At 61.4% G+C, this 14,798-nt stretch carries 14 protein-coding genes; 3 read left to right on the top strand and 11 right to left on the bottom strand.

Going from position 1 to position 14,798, the window contains the following annotated elements; genetic code table 11:
- Positions 1–105 precede the first annotated feature (105 nt).
- Genes ACZ9XP_RS00905 through ACZ9XP_RS00895 form a run of 3 tightly spaced genes read left to right on the top strand, consistent with a single transcriptional unit; the run spans position 106 to position 5,637 of the window.
- Positions 106–2,202, top strand: coding sequence for an ATP-binding protein (locus tag ACZ9XP_RS00905; RefSeq protein ID WP_465187864.1), 2,097 nt, complete (start codon positions 106–108; stop codon positions 2,200–2,202).
- The gene (locus ACZ9XP_RS00900; RefSeq protein WP_465187863.1) at positions 2,195–3,838 is read left to right on the top strand and encodes an EAL domain-containing response regulator; all 1,644 of its coding nucleotides are present in this window, start codon (positions 2,195–2,197) and stop codon (positions 3,836–3,838) included. The genes ACZ9XP_RS00905 and ACZ9XP_RS00900 overlap by 8 nt, the downstream gene beginning before the upstream one ends.
- Positions 3,835–5,637 carry a sensor histidine kinase gene (locus tag ACZ9XP_RS00895; RefSeq protein WP_465187862.1) on the top strand — a complete coding sequence of 601 codons (1,803 nt, stop codon included), beginning with the start codon at positions 3,835–3,837 and terminating at the stop codon, positions 5,635–5,637. The genes ACZ9XP_RS00900 and ACZ9XP_RS00895 overlap by 4 nt, the downstream gene beginning before the upstream one ends.
- Before the next feature lie 96 nt (positions 5,638–5,733).
- Here the strand turns inward: ACZ9XP_RS00895 and ACZ9XP_RS00890 are convergent, their stop codons facing one another.
- The 11 genes from ACZ9XP_RS00890 to ACZ9XP_RS00840 form a co-directional block, all read right to left on the bottom strand.
- Complete coding sequence (locus ACZ9XP_RS00890) at positions 5,734–6,303, bottom strand: YceI family protein (RefSeq protein ID WP_147683704.1); 570 nt, start codon at positions 6,301–6,303, stop codon at positions 5,734–5,736.
- Between the two features lie 63 nt (positions 6,304–6,366).
- Positions 6,367–6,912 (bottom strand): YceI family protein, encoded by a 546-nt coding sequence (locus ACZ9XP_RS00885; RefSeq protein ID WP_438696999.1) that lies wholly within the window; start codon positions 6,910–6,912, stop codon positions 6,367–6,369.
- A 29-nt stretch (positions 6,913–6,941) separates the two neighbouring features.
- On the bottom strand, positions 6,942–7,478 hold the full coding sequence (locus tag ACZ9XP_RS00880) for a cytochrome b (protein WP_465187861.1): 537 nt from the start codon (positions 7,476–7,478) through the stop codon (positions 6,942–6,944).
- The gene (locus ACZ9XP_RS00875) at positions 7,475–7,933 is read right to left on the bottom strand and encodes a MarR family winged helix-turn-helix transcriptional regulator (protein ID WP_465187860.1); all 459 of its coding nucleotides are present in this window, start codon (positions 7,931–7,933) and stop codon (positions 7,475–7,477) included. Before ACZ9XP_RS00875 ends, ACZ9XP_RS00880 begins: the two co-directional genes overlap by 4 nt.
- A 177-nt stretch (positions 7,934–8,110) precedes the next feature.
- On the bottom strand, positions 8,111–9,088 hold the full coding sequence (locus ACZ9XP_RS00870) for a GlxA family transcriptional regulator (protein ID WP_147683695.1): 978 nt from the start codon (positions 9,086–9,088) through the stop codon (positions 8,111–8,113).
- Positions 9,089–9,261: 173 nt separating this feature from the next.
- Positions 9,262–10,044 (bottom strand): ABC transporter ATP-binding protein, encoded by a 783-nt coding sequence (locus ACZ9XP_RS00865; protein ID WP_147683693.1) that lies wholly within the window; start codon positions 10,042–10,044, stop codon positions 9,262–9,264.
- Positions 10,041–11,168, bottom strand: a complete 1,128-nt coding sequence (locus tag ACZ9XP_RS00860; RefSeq protein ID WP_147683691.1) for a succinylglutamate desuccinylase/aspartoacylase family protein — start codon at positions 11,166–11,168, stop codon at positions 10,041–10,043. The genes ACZ9XP_RS00865 and ACZ9XP_RS00860 overlap by 4 nt, the downstream gene beginning before the upstream one ends.
- A gap of 9 nt (positions 11,169–11,177) precedes the next feature.
- Positions 11,178–11,909, bottom strand: a complete 732-nt coding sequence (locus ACZ9XP_RS00855; protein ID WP_017508572.1) for an ABC transporter permease — start codon at positions 11,907–11,909, stop codon at positions 11,178–11,180.
- Positions 11,906–12,595 carry an ABC transporter permease gene (locus ACZ9XP_RS00850; RefSeq protein WP_147683689.1) on the bottom strand — a complete coding sequence of 230 codons (690 nt, stop codon included), beginning with the start codon at positions 12,593–12,595 and terminating at the stop codon, positions 11,906–11,908. The genes ACZ9XP_RS00855 and ACZ9XP_RS00850 overlap by 4 nt, the downstream gene beginning before the upstream one ends.
- Before the next feature lie 90 nt (positions 12,596–12,685).
- Entirely contained in the window at positions 12,686–13,450 is a 765-nt protein-coding gene (locus ACZ9XP_RS00845) for an ABC transporter substrate-binding protein (RefSeq protein WP_147683687.1), read from the bottom strand.
- A gap of 85 nt (positions 13,451–13,535) precedes the next feature.
- Positions 13,536–14,300: an ABC transporter substrate-binding protein gene (locus ACZ9XP_RS00840; RefSeq protein ID WP_147683685.1), complete on the bottom strand. Its 765-nt coding sequence runs from the start codon at positions 14,298–14,300 to the stop codon at positions 13,536–13,538.
- Positions 14,301–14,798: the final 498 nt, after the last annotated feature.

The raw sequence follows: 14,798 nt of genomic DNA, 5'->3' as shown, positions 1-14,798 counted from the left end.
CAGGCCAGGGGGCAGGTAGTGGCCACCGCTTAAATGCGGCATAATAATTATTGATTTAAAATTGATTGGTTCATTTAAAACAATAATTCACAAGATGAGGTAGGTATGAGCCAGAAAATCAGGCTGGATCGCTGGTTTTGGCAGTCTTTCCTGCGCACGGCACTGATTCCCCTGCTGGTCATCGAGTTAGGGTTCTTGCTGATCTACTGGGTGAGTGCCCAGATGATCTACCAGGATAACAGCCGCACGGTAGGCGATGTGTCCAAAGCCTTGATGCCGCGAGAAGTCCAGGCCGAGGCGCGTGCGCTGTCCGAGCGCCTGAATGCCATATCAGGCATCACCGGGCTGTTGGCCAGCCAGACAGGCCGTGCCCTGCAAACCCCCTACACACCCGGTGCCGACGAGCTGGCGCGCTACCAGCGCACGCCTGATGGCGCACTCATTACCACCCGTGACAATGGCGGCGCGGCTGCCTTCTATAGTGGTCTCGTGCCGCTGGGCCCGCAGCAGCAGCAAACCATCCACCGCAGTGTGCAGCTGGACCCCATCCTGAAAGACGTGAAAGCGGCCAACCCTTTGATCGCGCAGGTCTACCTGAATACCAAAGACTCCTACAACCGCATCTATCCCTATTTTGATGTGAAAGGCCAGTACCCGGCCAAGATGGATATCCCGTCGTACAACTTTTATTACGAAGCTGACGGCAAACATAACCCCGCACGCAAACCGGTATGGACCGATGCCTACCTGGACCCGGCAGGCCAGGGCTGGATGGTGTCGTCCATTGCCCCGGTATGGCAGGGCGATACCCTGGAAGGGGTGGTGGGCATCGACATTACCCTGCAAACCGTGGTGGACGAGCTGCTGGCGCTGGATCTGCCCTGGGGCGCCTACGTGATGCTGATCGGGCGTGATGGCACCATCCTGGCGCTGCCACCTCAAGGCGAGCACGACTGGGGGCTGCAAGAGCTGGGCAAGCACAGCTATACCGAGGCCATTCGCCAGAACGTGTTCAAGCCCGAGAAATACCGTATCGACCTGCACCCGGCAGGCAAACATCTGGCGGCCTTGATCCAGCAGCGCGCGTCGGGCATTGCCACGGCCCCCTTGCAGCACGGCCAGCGCGAAGTGGTGGCCTGGTCGCGGGTTGCCGGCCCGAACTGGACCCTGCTGATGGTGGCGGAAGAGCCGGCCATCCTGGCCGAGGCCGAGCGGTTGCACCAGCGCATGACCACGGTAGGCTGGTTCATGCTGGCTGCGCTGCTGGCGTTCTACACCATATTCTTCGTACTGCTAGCCCGCCGTGCACGACAGATGAGCCAGCGTGTGGTGGCACCGCTGGCCAGCTTCCAGCAGGCGGTCGAACAGATCGGTGCCGGCCATTACCACACCGCCATTGCCCAGCAGCCGATTGCCGAGCTGGATGCCCTGGGCCAGCACATCGGCCAGATGGCCCTGCAGCTGGAGCAAGCTGCCAGCGTAGAAGAACAAGCCCGCCAGCAAACGGAAAAAGCGCTGGCAACCGAAAAACAGATCAACCAGCAACAGCAGCATTTTATCGAGGTGCTGTCGCACGAGGTGCGAACCCCTCTGGCCCAGATCGATTCCGTTGCCCAGGCGCTGCAGCGCCGTGGCAGCAGTACCGATGCCGACACGCTGCAAGCCCGCCTGGGGCTGATCCGCGAGGCCAGCGAGCGCCTGGGTGCCATGCTGGACCGCAGCCTGCTGGCACTGTTGCCGGTGAGCGATAGTCATACCCCACGGGTGCCGGTAGCCCTGCCTGCGTTGCTTGACAGCCTGATCGCCGATGGCCTGACCAACCAGCGCATACAACGCCAGCTGGACGCGCCTCTTAGCCCCGCTGTGCGGGAAACCCTGCTGCGCGCCGTGGTGCAAGAGCTGCTGCACAATGCGGCCAACCATGGTGGTGGCAATGTGCGTATCGCCAGCAGCCAGCAAGGCAATGCGTGGCGGTTGCAAGTCAGCGATGGCGGCCCGGCACTGCCTGCCGACGAGCTGGCGCTGCTATTACAGCCTTTCTACCGCCGCAGTAGCGACCGTGCTGTCGGTAGCGGCCTGGGGCTGACCATGGTGGCACGCTTTGTTGCTGAAATGGGGGGGCGCCTGCAGCTGGACACCGCAGAGGGTGAAGGGCTGATCGTGTCCGTCTACCTGCCACTGACGGAGACTGACCATGTCTGAGCAAAGAACCGTACTGTGCGTAGAGGACGACAACACCATCCGCATGCTGATCTGTGAGGAGCTGGCCTTTGCCGGCTACCAGATACTGCAGGCGCGTGACGGTGTCGAAGGGCTGGACATGGTGCGCCAGCACAGCCCCGACCTGGTTGTGTGCGATATTTCCATGCCGCGCATGAACGGCTTTGATCTGCTGGAAGCCGTGAACCTGAACGATAACGACCCGGTACCTTTTATCATGCTCACCGCACTGGGCGACCGTCAGAACCAGATACGCGGGCGCGAGCTGGGGGTGGTGGACTACCTGGTCAAACCGGTGGATTTTGACCTGCTGCTGGCGGCGGTGGCCTCGCGCATCAAGCGCCGCCGCCATTCCGACACCTTTGCCGACGCCAGCGGGCAGTTCCTGAGCCGCCCGCTGCTGCTGGAAAGACTGGAAGCCGCCCGGCGCGTGGTGTCGCCGGTCAGCGTGATTCTGACCAAGATCGACAGTTTCCTGGGTTTGTCCATCCGCCTGGCTGCAGACGAGCAGCAGCTGTTGCGTAGCCAGGTACATGCCCAGCTGTCGCAGCTGGCCGAGTCGGGCAAGGTGTACGGCTGGGCCGATGGCTGCTGGGCGCTGATCGAGCGCGCCGACACCCAGGCCAGCGATATTCCGGCCAGTATGCAGCGCCATGAAATCATGGTGGGCGGGGTAATGGTGAATTACACCTTCAGCATGCTGCGCATCCAGGTGGACTGGACATCGCCCGAGCTGCGCCGACTGGACGCCAGTGCGCTGGTAGAGGCATGCGCGCTGCACCTTAACTTCATGAGCGCCGGTAACGCGCGGCGCTTTATCTATCTGGGCGATGCCGACTACCACGCGCTGGAAGCCGCCCGCTATGCCGAACGCAACCTGGCCGAAGCCATACGCCATGGCGAGCTGGAGCTGGTGTTTCAGCCCCGGGTGGATATTGCCAGCGGTGGCATCGTGGGGGCCGAGGCGCTGCTGCGCTGGCCCGGCTCGGCCATTGGTGCGCTGTCGCCAGGTTTTTTTGTCCCCGCTGCCGAGCGCATGGGCCTGGCCGCCGAGCTGGACCGCTGGGTGATCAGCCGCATGCTGCAGGCGGTACGGCTGATGGTGCAGCGTGCGCCCAATACCGTGCTGTCGTTCAACTTGTCCGGGCAAAGCCTGGGGGCCGGGGTGCCAGCCTACCTGAGTGACTGCCTGAAAGACGATGCCCAGGGCCTGGCGGCCAACCTGGAGATCGAAGTGACCGAAACCTCCATGGCGCACCTCACACCCGAGGTAGAGCAGGCCATTGCCCGGCTGCGCGAGATGGGCACCAAGCTGGCGGTAGACGACTTCGGCATGGGCTATGCCTCGCTGGCTTATCTCAAGCGCTTGCGTGCCGAGGTCATCAAGATCGATCGCAGCTTTGTGACCGATATCGCCCGGCAAGAAATCGACGCCCAGATCGTGGAAGGCCTTATCGGCCTGGCCCGCGCCATGGGCTGTACCGTGGTGGCAGAAGGCGTAGAAACCGCCGTACAGGCCGAAGCCCTGTTGCACTTGGGCTGTCGCTACGCACAGGGCTATTATTTCTATAGGCCCATGCCACTAGAAGAACTTCTTGCCCTGCTGGAGACGCCATGAATGCCATTCCTCCCGGCTGGTTGCCGGCACTACCGGCATTGAACCAGCTCAGTACCGCCATCTGGTTCTATCATTTCAGCCAGCAAACCATTGTGTGGGCCAACCTGGCTGCGCTCAAGCTGTGGGATGCGCCCGACCTGGAGGCGCTGCAGCAGCGCGACCTGAGCATGAGCAGCGAAGGCGGCCGTCTGCGCCTGCAGGGCTACCAGGCTGCGTTTGCCCGCCACGAAACCGTGCGCGAAACCTGGACCATCTACCCGCGGGGCCGCCCGGTGCAGCTGCATTGCCACTGTGCACAGCTGGATGTAGCGGTGCCGGACATCATGCGTGTCGAAGCCAGCGAGCTGAACTTTGAAACCCAGGTGTCGCGCTCGGTAGAAATGCTGCGCCACGTGCGCGAAATGGTCACCTTGTACGACCTGCACGGCAATGTGCTGCTGCGCAACCCCGCCGCGCAGGCCTATTTGCCGCAGGCAGATGATGCCTTTGCGGCCAACCTGCACAGCCCGGCCATCGCGCGCGAGCTGCGTACGGCGGTGTCGGAAAGCCGTTCGGTACGCCGTATCGTCGAGGTGAACCTGGCCGACGGCAGCACCACCCGCCACCAGATGCAGCTGGTCGAGGTAGCCGACCCGGCCACCGGCGACCAGGCGCTGCTGGTGAGCCAGCACGATGTGGGCGACCGCGAAAAGCTGCTGCAGCTGCAGCGCGAGCGTAGCGAGGAGCTGCAGAGCATCCTGGACGCGTTGCCGCTACCCATGGTGATTTCCGAGCTGGAAGGCGGGCGCATACGCTATGCCAACCGGCTGGCCATCGAGCTGTACGGCATGTGGCTGGGCAGCAGTGGTGGCATGTCGCCGGTATCGCTGGGCCTGTACGAGAAGCCGGAAGACCGCGCACGCTTTCTGGACCTGCTGCAGCTGCAGGGCATGGTGTCCGACTTTCAGACCGTGCTGCGCGACCGCCAGCAACAGCGCTTTGACGCCAGCCTCACCGGCTGCCTGGTGGACTACCGCGGCATTCCCAGCATTCTGGTGAGCGTGCTGAATATCTCGCATATCCGCGAGCGCGAGCGTTCGCTGGAAGCTACCTTGCAGCACGAGCGCGAGCTGATGGAAATGCAGCGGCGCTTTGTTTCCATGGTGTCGCACGAGTACCGTACCCCGCTGGCGGTGATAGACGGCATTGCCCAGCGCATCCTGCGTAGCCCCGGCCAGTTTACTTGCGACATGCTGCACGAGCGGGTGCAGCGCGTGCGCGATATGGTGGCGCATATGGTGACGCTGGCAGACAGCGTGCTGACACTCAACCGGCTGGAGTCGGACCAGATTCGTGTGGAGCATGTGCCGGTGCGCCTGCTGCCGCTGCTCAGCGAGCTGGTCGAGCTGAACCAGGCCATTTATCCGGACTGCCATATCGAGCTGGACGCCCAGGCCGAGGTGGCGCTGCAGGTAGAGGGCGATGTGGAGCTGCTGCGGCTGATTTTTTCCAACCTGATCAATAACGCCATCAAATACTCGCCGCGCTGGCAGCGCGTGGCACTGACCCTGCGCCAGGAGGGCGATACGGTAAAAATCTCGGTGCGCGATTGGGGGGTCGGGGTGCCGGAGAGCGAGCAAGGCCGGCTGTTTACGCGCTTTTTCCGCGCCAGTACCGCACAGGGCATCCCCGGCTGCGGCATTGGTCTGGCGCTGGTCAAGGAGCTGGTGCAGATGCACCATGGCACCATCGAGCTGGAAAGCAGCGAGGGCAATGGCGCCATGTTTACCGTAACGCTACCGCTGCGCCAGCCGGATTAGCCGGCCCGTGCCCCAAAAAACAAACCCTGTTTGCCAGTGCAAACAGGGTTTGTTTATGCCAGCTTTCGCCCCGACAGGCGGGGCGTGCAGCGGGGCTTACTCGGCCTTGGCGGCTTCCAGCACGATGTTCAGTTTTACGTCGTCGCTGATGGCTGGCAGGAAGGTTTTCATGCCGAACTCGCTACGCTTGATGGTGGCGACAGCGTTGGCGCCCCAGTTTTCCACACCGGTCATCGGGTGTTTGGCTTTGGTGACGCTGACCAGTTTCAGGGTAACCGGCTTGGTCACGCCCAGCAGGGTCAGGTTGCCTTTTACCGCGGCTGGCTTGCCGTTCTTGAATTCAACCGCAGTGGACTTGTAGGTCAGGGTAGGGAATTTTTCCACGTTGAAGAAATCGGCGCTCTTCAGGTGCTTGTCGCGGTCGCCCAGGAAGGTCTGCAGCGAGGCAGCATCGATGGAAACATCCACGGCGCCGGTTTTGGCGGCTTCATCCACGGTCAGCTTACCGCTGATCTTGGTGAAAGTACCCGCCTGTACCGACAGGCCCAGGTGGTTCACTTCGTAGCTGGCGTAGGTGTGGGTAGGGTCGATGTTGTAGGACACCGGGGCGGCAAAAGCGGCACCAGCAGTGGCAAACAGGGCGGCAAACAGGGCGGTACGGATCATGTTCTCTCTCCAGAGTAGGGTGGGGCTATCAGTACTAATAACGGTTGATGCAGAACCCCGGTATCAGGGGTTGACCAGCACCAGGCGGAATTTCAGGTCGACGTTGTCGGCGACGGTGCCGGTATCGCTCCAGCTGCCTTCGCCAATCTTGAACGCCAGGCGCGACACGGGCAGGGTGCCGTCCACGGTAAGGGTTTTACCCTGTGCGGTGGCGGTAAACGGGGCGCTCACGTCACGGCTGATGCCTTTGAGGGTGAGCTTGCCGGCCACCTGGTAGCGGTTATTACCCAGGGCCTTGATGCTGCTGGACACAAAGCGCGCCTGCGGGAACTGGGCGGCGTTGAACCATTCTTTCTTGCGTGCTTCGGCACTGGCTTCGCCGGTAGGCAGCGCGATGCTGGCGGTGTCGATGGTGATGTCGGCTTTGCCGGCTTCTGGCTGTGCCGGATTGAAGTCCACGTTGGCCGCAAACTTCTTGAAGCTGCCGGACATCGGCACGCCCATCTGTTTCAGGGTAAAGGCCAGCTGGCTCTTGGTCAGGTCTACCGGCTGGGCAAAGGCCGGGGCGGCCAGCAGGGCAGCCAGCGGCAGAAGCAGTGCTTTTTTCATGGGTGGGTTCCTGTGTGTGCCAGGCGGGTTCAGCCGCGCAGGCTCATGCGGCTCAGCAGGCCGTCCTTGTCGATGAAATGGTGTTTCAGTGCAGCGGCCACGTGGCCCAGTACGGCGAGCAGCAGTACGGTATTGAGTACGCCGTGCAGCTGGCCCAGCTGTGGTGCCAGCTCGGGGTTGGCCGCAATCAGGTCTGGCAGCTGCCACAGGCCGAACATCACCACAGGGATGCCGTAGGCCGAGCTCATCAGCCAGCCGGACAGCGGAATCGCCACCATCAGTACGTAAAGCAGCAGGTGGCCGGCGTGGGCAACCAGGCGTGCTGCTGGCGACATAGTGCCCGGCAGTGCCGGCGCGCCTTTGGCCAGGCGTACCAGAATGCGTACCAGTACCAGCGCCAGCACGGTCATGCCGGCCCATTTGTGGTAGCTCATCAGCTGGAACTTGGCTGGCGACAGCGGCAGGCTGTGCAAGTATTTGCCAAAGGCAAAGGTGGCGATCATCAGCACGGCCATCAGGCCATGCAGCACGATCTGCAGCGGGTGGTAACGGTTGGCTGGCTTCATTCTGCTGGCTCCAGTTTCTGGCCAATGGCGGCGCGCAATGCGGCCAACATGGCAATGTGTTGGTTCAGGCTGGCGTCGTCCAGGTGGGCAAACGCCTCGCCACAGTGGTTTATTACGTCCGGAAATGCGCTATCAAATACCGCTTCGCCAGCCGGGGTCAGGGCCACAAACAGGCTGCGGCGGTCGTGTTCCGGCACGGTGCGGGTAATCAGACCCTTGTCCAGTAGCCGGTCCAGCACGCCGGTGAGCGTGCCTTTGGTGATCAGCGTACGTTCCGACAGCTCGCGGCAGCTCATGCCGGGGGTGTTGCCCAGCGTGGCGATGACATCAAACTGCGGGTGTGTCAGGCCATGCTGCTTGATACGCTGGCTGCTCAGCTGCTCGAACGCCTGATACGTGCGGACCAGTTCTCTTACCAGTGGTATGGAACGGTGTTTGCCGGGCTGGTCTGACATGCCTGTGTCTCCGAGTAAGTTGTGATTAGGATAGTTCCAGTTAGTACTAAAAAAAATCAATCTTTTCTGTAAAACAATTTCAGTAAAACTGAATAAGCATCGCTGCCACCCGCGTTGGCAAGATGTGCAGTAAAAAAGCCACCTTGCGGTGGCTTCGTGCGGGTAGCAAAGTGCGGCTCAGGCCGCGGTGCCACGCTGGGCGCGTTCTTCACGCGGGGTAATGCCAAAGTGGCTGCGGTAGGTGCTGGAAAAATGCGGGCCGCTGGAAAAACCGCAGGCCAGGCCGATCTGCACAATGGATTTGCTGGTTTGCTGCAGCAGCTGCCTGGCGCGGCTCAGGCGTAGCTCCAAGTAGTATTTGGACGGTACCGTGCCCAGATGCTGTTTGAACAGGCGCTCCAGCTGGCGGCGCGATACGCCCACGTAGTAGGCGATATCGTCGGTGGTCAGCGGTTCTTCGATATTGGCTTCCATCAGGCTGACCGCCTCGGTGAGCTTGGGCTGGCTGCCGCCGATGCGCGTGGCCAGCGGTATGCGCTGGCGCTCGCTACCGGGGCGCAGGCGCTCCATGCTGAACACCTCGGACAGCGTGGCCACAAACTCCTGCCCCAGGTTGGCCGCGACCAGCGCCATCATGAAATCGAAGGTGGCGGCCCCGCCTGCGCTGGTCAGGCGGTTGCCATCCAGTTCAAAAAGATTGGATGACACGATCACGTCCGGGAACTCGTCGGTCAGGCGGCTGATTTCCTGCCAGTGGATGGTGGCACGGTGGCCCGCCAGCAGGCCGGCCCGTGCCAGCCAGTAGCTGCCGCAGCCTATGCCGGCCAGCTGGGTGTGGTCGGACAGCTGGCTGCCGATGGCTTTGCCCAGCTCGTCTGCCGAGACATCGATGCCGATTTCGTCGGCCAGTACCACCAGCACGTCCAGCTTGGGGGCATGCGCCAGCGGCAGGTCTACCGGCATGCGCATGCCGTTGCTCAGCGTGACCATTTCGCCGCTGAGCGAGAGCGGCAGAAACTCGTAGGCGCGGCGTTCGGCCAGCTGGTTGGCACGGGTGAGCACTTCGGTAGCGATGGCCAAGTCTGCCATCGAGGCGTGGGGCAGTAGCAGAAAACCGAAGCGAACGGGTTTGTGATGTGGGGCGATGTTGACCATATCCGGTAGCCGGGTGCTCCAGGTGCTGTAGCAGCGGGGTGAATCAAGCGCGCATTGTGTCGTGCTTGCGGGTGGCAGGCAATATGCTGCCGTATAAAAAACGTACACCGTGTAAAAACCGGCGCCATGCAGGTTTTGTAGCCTGCATGGCGCCGGTAGGGCAAGCCGGGGGATTACTTCAGGCTGCCGGACAGGAACTGCGCCAGGCGTTCGCTCTTGGGCTGGGCTAGTACTTCACGCGGGTTGCCTTGCTCTTCGATACGGCCCTGGTGCAGGAAGATCACGTGGTTGGACACCTCGCGGGCAAAGCCCATTTCGTGGGTGACCACCACCATGGTGCGGCCTTCTTTTGCCAGGTCCTGCATCACGCGCAGTACTTCGCCTACCAGCTCTGGGTCCAGCGCCGAGGTGGGCTCGTCGAACAGCATGACTTCCGGTTCCATCGCCAGTGCACGGGCAATGGCCACGCGCTGTTGCTGGCCGCCGGACATGTGCGACGGGTATTTGTCTTCCACGCCCTTGAGGCCAACCTTGTCCAGGTACTTGCGCGCACGGGCAATGGCTTCGTCCTTGGGCACGCCCAGCACGTGTACCGGGGCTTCGATGATGTTTTCCAGCACCGTCATGTGGGCCCACAGGTTGAAGTGCTGGAACACCATGGCCAGCTTGGTGCGGATGCGCGCCAGCTGTGTCTGGTCGGCGGCTTTCAGCGCGCCGTTACGCTTGTCCGTGGTCAGCGCCAGCTGCTCGCCGGTGACGGCAATGCTGCCGCTGTTGGGCTGCTCCAGCATGTTGATACAGCGCAGGAAGGTACTTTTGCCCGAGCCGGACGAGCCGATGATGCTGATTACATCGCCGGCGTGGGCGGTGAGCGATACGCCTTTCAGCACTTCGTGGCTGCCGTAGCTTTTGTGCAGGTCTTGCACTTGCAGTTTGATATTGGGTGTCTGGTTCATGCTGAGAGCAACTTTCCGGTTTTGAAGGCGTCGGCACTGGCAACTTTGGCCAGCCACTGGCCTGCAGTAGCGTAATGACGGCTGTCGGTGGCGTACAGCATGCCGGCGCGGTGGGCGCGCAGCGCGGTAACGCGGTCGTTTATCGGGTCGATCACATCGGCCAGGTGCTGGCCGCTTTCTACCTGGGTGCCAGGCTGTACGTAGTAGTGCACTACGCCGGCGTGCGGGGCGAGCAGGCTTTCCGAGCCGGCCAGCGGGGTGGCCGGGTAGACCAGCGCGGGCAGCGGCGGGGCATCACCACGGATAATGCCGCGGTGGGTCAGGAAGGCCAGCAGCCTGTCGGCGTCGCCGGCGGCCAGCTCGTGGCTGACGTCGGCCTGGCCGCGTAGCTCCACGGTGACCGACAGGCAGGCCATGTCGATGGCGGCGTTCAGGCCGGCGCCCTGCGCCAGGTCGCGTAGCTGCCACCATAGCTGGCTGCAGGCTTCGTCGAAGGGGTTGTCGCCCGAGTCTTCGGCCAGCAGGGTGGCGGCGGCGCCCAGGTAGCGCGCCAGCGGCTCGCACTGCGGCCACAAGGGCGTGCCGGTGTACAGGTGCAAGGCGGCGTCCAGGTCGCAGTGCAGGTCCAGCACCACGTCGGCATCGCACGCTAGCAGCATCAGGGCTTTACGCTGCGAGGCCAGCTCGCTGGTCGGCTCGATGGCGGCCACCATCTGTCGCAGATGCTGGCGCACCAGGCGGGTGTTGGCCGCCGCGTCCGGGCCCAGTTGCTCGCGCAGCAGCTCGAACAGCTGGCGGGCAAAAGCCGGGTAGTGACGGTTGAAGTTTTGCCCGCTGCCCAGTTCGAAACGGCCCAGTGCCACGCCGTTCAGGTTCTGGTCCAGCCCGATGGGGTTGGCTACCGGTACCAGGATGATCTCGCCGGTAATGCGGCCCGCGGCTTCCAGTGCGGCCAACCTTTGCTTCAGATGCCAGGCGGTGAGCATGCCGGGCAGCTCGTCAGCGTGCAGGCTGGCCTGGATATATACCTTTTCACCCTGGCCGGGCTGGCCATAGTGAAAGCTGCTGATGCTGCGCCCGGTGGTCAGGCTGGGCGAGAGCAGGGGATGGTCTATGCGTTGCATGGTGGCTCCTTAGTGCTTGCGCGGTGCCAGGTAGGCCAGCCAGCGGCGCTCGGCCAGCTTGAACAGCCACACGAAGCCAAAGGTCAGGACCAGGTAGAAGCAGGCCACGGTAATGAAGGGCTCGAACGGCATATAGGTGTCGCTGAACACGCGGCGTGCCACGCCGGTCAGGTCGGCCAGGGTCACCAGGCCGGCTACCGAGGTGGACTGCATCATCATCACCACTTCGTTGCTGTAGGCCGGTAGGGCACGGCGTAGCGCCGATGGGATCACGATACGACGCATCATCAGCCATTTGCTCATACCCATGGCTTTGGCCGCTTCGATCTCGCCGTAGTGGGTATTGCGGATCTGCCCGGCGATGATTTCGGTGGTGTAAGCCGCCGTATTCAGCGTGAAGGCCAGGATGGCGCAGGCGTAGGCTTCGCGCAGGTATTCCCACGCCCAGCTGTCGCGTACCCAGTCAAACTGCGACAGGCCGTAATAAATGATGAACAGTTGTACCAGCAGCGGCGTGCCACGGAATACATAGGTGTACAGCCACACCAGGCTGGACGCTACGCGGTTTTTTGACACGCGCATCAGTGCCAGCGGCACCGCCAGCAGCAGGCCACAGGCCAGCGACAGGAAGAGCAGCTCCAGCGTCAGCTGCAGGCCGTCGCTGGTGGACATCATGGGTGCGCCGTCGGCCCCGCCCAGAAAGGCGGGGAGCTTTTCCACGATCAGGTTGAAGTCGATCATAGCTCGGTCTCCCGTACGCCCAGCGAGTAGCGTTTTTCCAGGCGTTTGAGGGCAAAGTCGGACACGCTGGTAATGGCCAGGAAAATCAGGCCCACCACGGCGTACACGGTAAAGGGTTCCTGGGTGATGGATTTGGCGGTATCGGCACGGTACATCACATCATTCAGGCCGATCACCGACACCAGTGCGGTGGATTTCACCAGCACCAGCCAGTTATTGGAAAAGCTTGGCAGGGCAAAGCGCACCATCTGCGGAAAGGTGATGCGCAGAAACACGCGTAGCGGGCTCATGCCGTAGGCCAGGCCGGCTTCCATCTGCCCCTTGGGTACCGCCATGATGGCGCCACGGAAGGTTTCGGTCATGTAGGCGCCAAAAATGAAGCCAATAGTCATGACCCCGGCAAAGAAAGAGTTGATCTCCGGCGCCTGCCAGCCCATGCGGGTACAGAAGTCGTTGATCAGCATCTGGCCGCCAAAGAACAGCAGCAGCATCCACACTAGATCGGGTACGCCCCGTACCAGGGTGGAATACAGCTCGGCCAGCCAGACCAGCGGCTTGGAGGGGGCCATCTTGAACATGGCGCCAATCAGGCCCAGCACCACGGAAACAGCCAGCGATGCCACTGCAACCTGCAGTGTCAGTACGGTGCCTTCCAGAATGCTGGGTAGGTAACCCTGTAGAAACATTGTTTTACTCCATCGTTCCTGCTTGATGCGGCAGGCGGCCAACCCGTGGTTGGCCGCAGGTATTGCCAGACGGCGGGTGTTATGTGCTGCTTATTTGCCGTAGATATCGAAGCTGAAGTACTTCTTCTGGATCTTGTCGTAAGTGCCGTCGGCACGAATCTGTTTCAGCGCCTGGTTGATGCGCGCCAGCAGGGCCTTGTCGCCCTTGCGAACGGCAATGCCGGAACCCACGCCGAAGTATTTCGGGTCGTTATAGTCCGGGCCGACCAGGGCAAAGCCTTTGCCATTGGCGGTTTTGACAAAATCCACGTCACCTACGGCAGCATCCACGAAAGCGGCGTCCACGCGGGCGGCTTTCAGGTCCAGGAAGGATTCTGGTGCCTTGCCATAGCTCACCAGCTTGGCACCCAGCTTCACGAAATGTTCGCGGGCGTATTTTTCCTGGATGGACGAACGCAGCACGCCGATTTTCTTGCCCTTGAACCAGGCATCATTCACTTGGCTGCCTTCGCGGGCGACCAGGCGGCTAGCCATGTTGTAGTACTTGTCGGAGAAATCCACCGCTTTCTTGCGCTCTTCGGTGATGTTCATCGAGGCGATCACGGCGTCGAACTTTTTGGCGTTCAGCGCCGGGATAATCCCGTCGAAATCCTGTGGCAGCACTTCACACTGCGCTTTCATGGCCGCGCACAGCGCCTGGGCGATGTCCGGGTCAAAGCCGGTCATCTTGCCGTCGGCACCCTGTTTGGAAAACGGCGGGTAGCTGGCGTCGGTCGCAAAACGCAGGGTGTCTGCGTGGGCGGCAGTGGTCAGGGCGAGTGCAAGCGCACCCAGCACAAGCAAGGGTTTCTTCATGTTTCTCTCCGGCACGGTGATGTTTTTCTGGTTTTACGTATGAAAAACCCTGTCTCCGGGCGGAGACAGGGCGGGGCTGGCAGGGTTAGTTGCCGTATACGTTAAAGTTGAAGTACTTGTCCTGTACTTTCTTGTAGCTGCCATCCTTGCGGATCTGCTCGATGGCTTTGTTCAGGCGTTCGGTCAGTGCGCCATTGCCTTTTTTCACGGCAATGCCGGCGCCACGGCCAAAGTATTTCGGGTCGTTGTAGTCCGGGCCCACGAAGGCAAAGCCCTTGCCCTGCGACGATTTCAGGAAGTCGGTATCGCCCACCACGGAATCCACGAATACGCCGTCAATGCGGCCGGATTTCAGGTCCAGGAAAGCTTCCGGTACCTTGCCGTAAGCTACCAGGCTGGCGCCGTTCTTGGCCCAGTAGTCCTTGGCAAACTTTTCCTGGATGGACGCGCGCAGTACGCCGATTTTCTTGCCCTTGAAGCTGGCTTGGTCAACCTTGGTGCCTTCTTTGGCAATCATGCGGCTAGGGGTGTGGTAGTACTTGTTGCTGAAGTCCACCGCCTTCAAGCGCTCTTCGGTAATGGACATCGAAGACAGGATGGCGTCGAACTTGTTGGCATTCAGTGCCGGGATCAGGCCGTCCCAGTCTTGCGGCACGATCTGGCAAGTTACTTTCATGGCCGTGCACAGCGCGTTGGCGATATCCACGTCAAAGCCTTGCAGCTTGCCGTCTGCGCCTTGTTTGGCAAACGGCGGGTAGTTGCCGTCGATACCAAAGCGGATGGTTTCAGCTTGTGCCGACATGCCGGCAGCGGACAGGGCCAGTGCGGCCAGAATGAGCGCTTTTTTCATGCTGCTATAACTCTCTTTGAAGATGGTGAACCCCGGCTCGCCGGGGAGGGAGTACCCCCGCCTTATCGCGGCAGCGGTACGGGCCCGGTGCAGGCCTAACCTTGTTGGCAATATTGTTGTTTTCGCATCCCCTCTGCGGGGGACGGCGAAATCTTTGCACGCAAGCGGCAGCAGGCACAATGCGCCAGCAGCGCGCTTGCCGGGGCTTGCGTGCGGGGGGCGAATTCTACTGTCTTTTTGTTCAGGAGGGAAATGTCTTTATATACAGTGATTTGCAATATTTTTTTGGCGTAAAGCCTGTTTTTTACGCATAGTCATTTTGTAATTTGCCGTCGCATTGCTATAAGGCAAAAAGTGCACTGATTGTCAATTTTCCGTCACGCAGGTTTTTGTCATTGTGCAGTGCGGTTATTGAATGTGTACGAGCATGTCGCAATAAGGAAATCCCTAGGGTGTGGGCGCTCTTACAATGCGCTCACACAACACCTGTGTTCCCAA

The sequence above is a fragment of the Vogesella perlucida genome, assembly GCF_979366545.1.
Note: the sequence above shows the minus strand (reverse complement) of the source record. Positions and strands in the feature narration are given on the sequence as shown.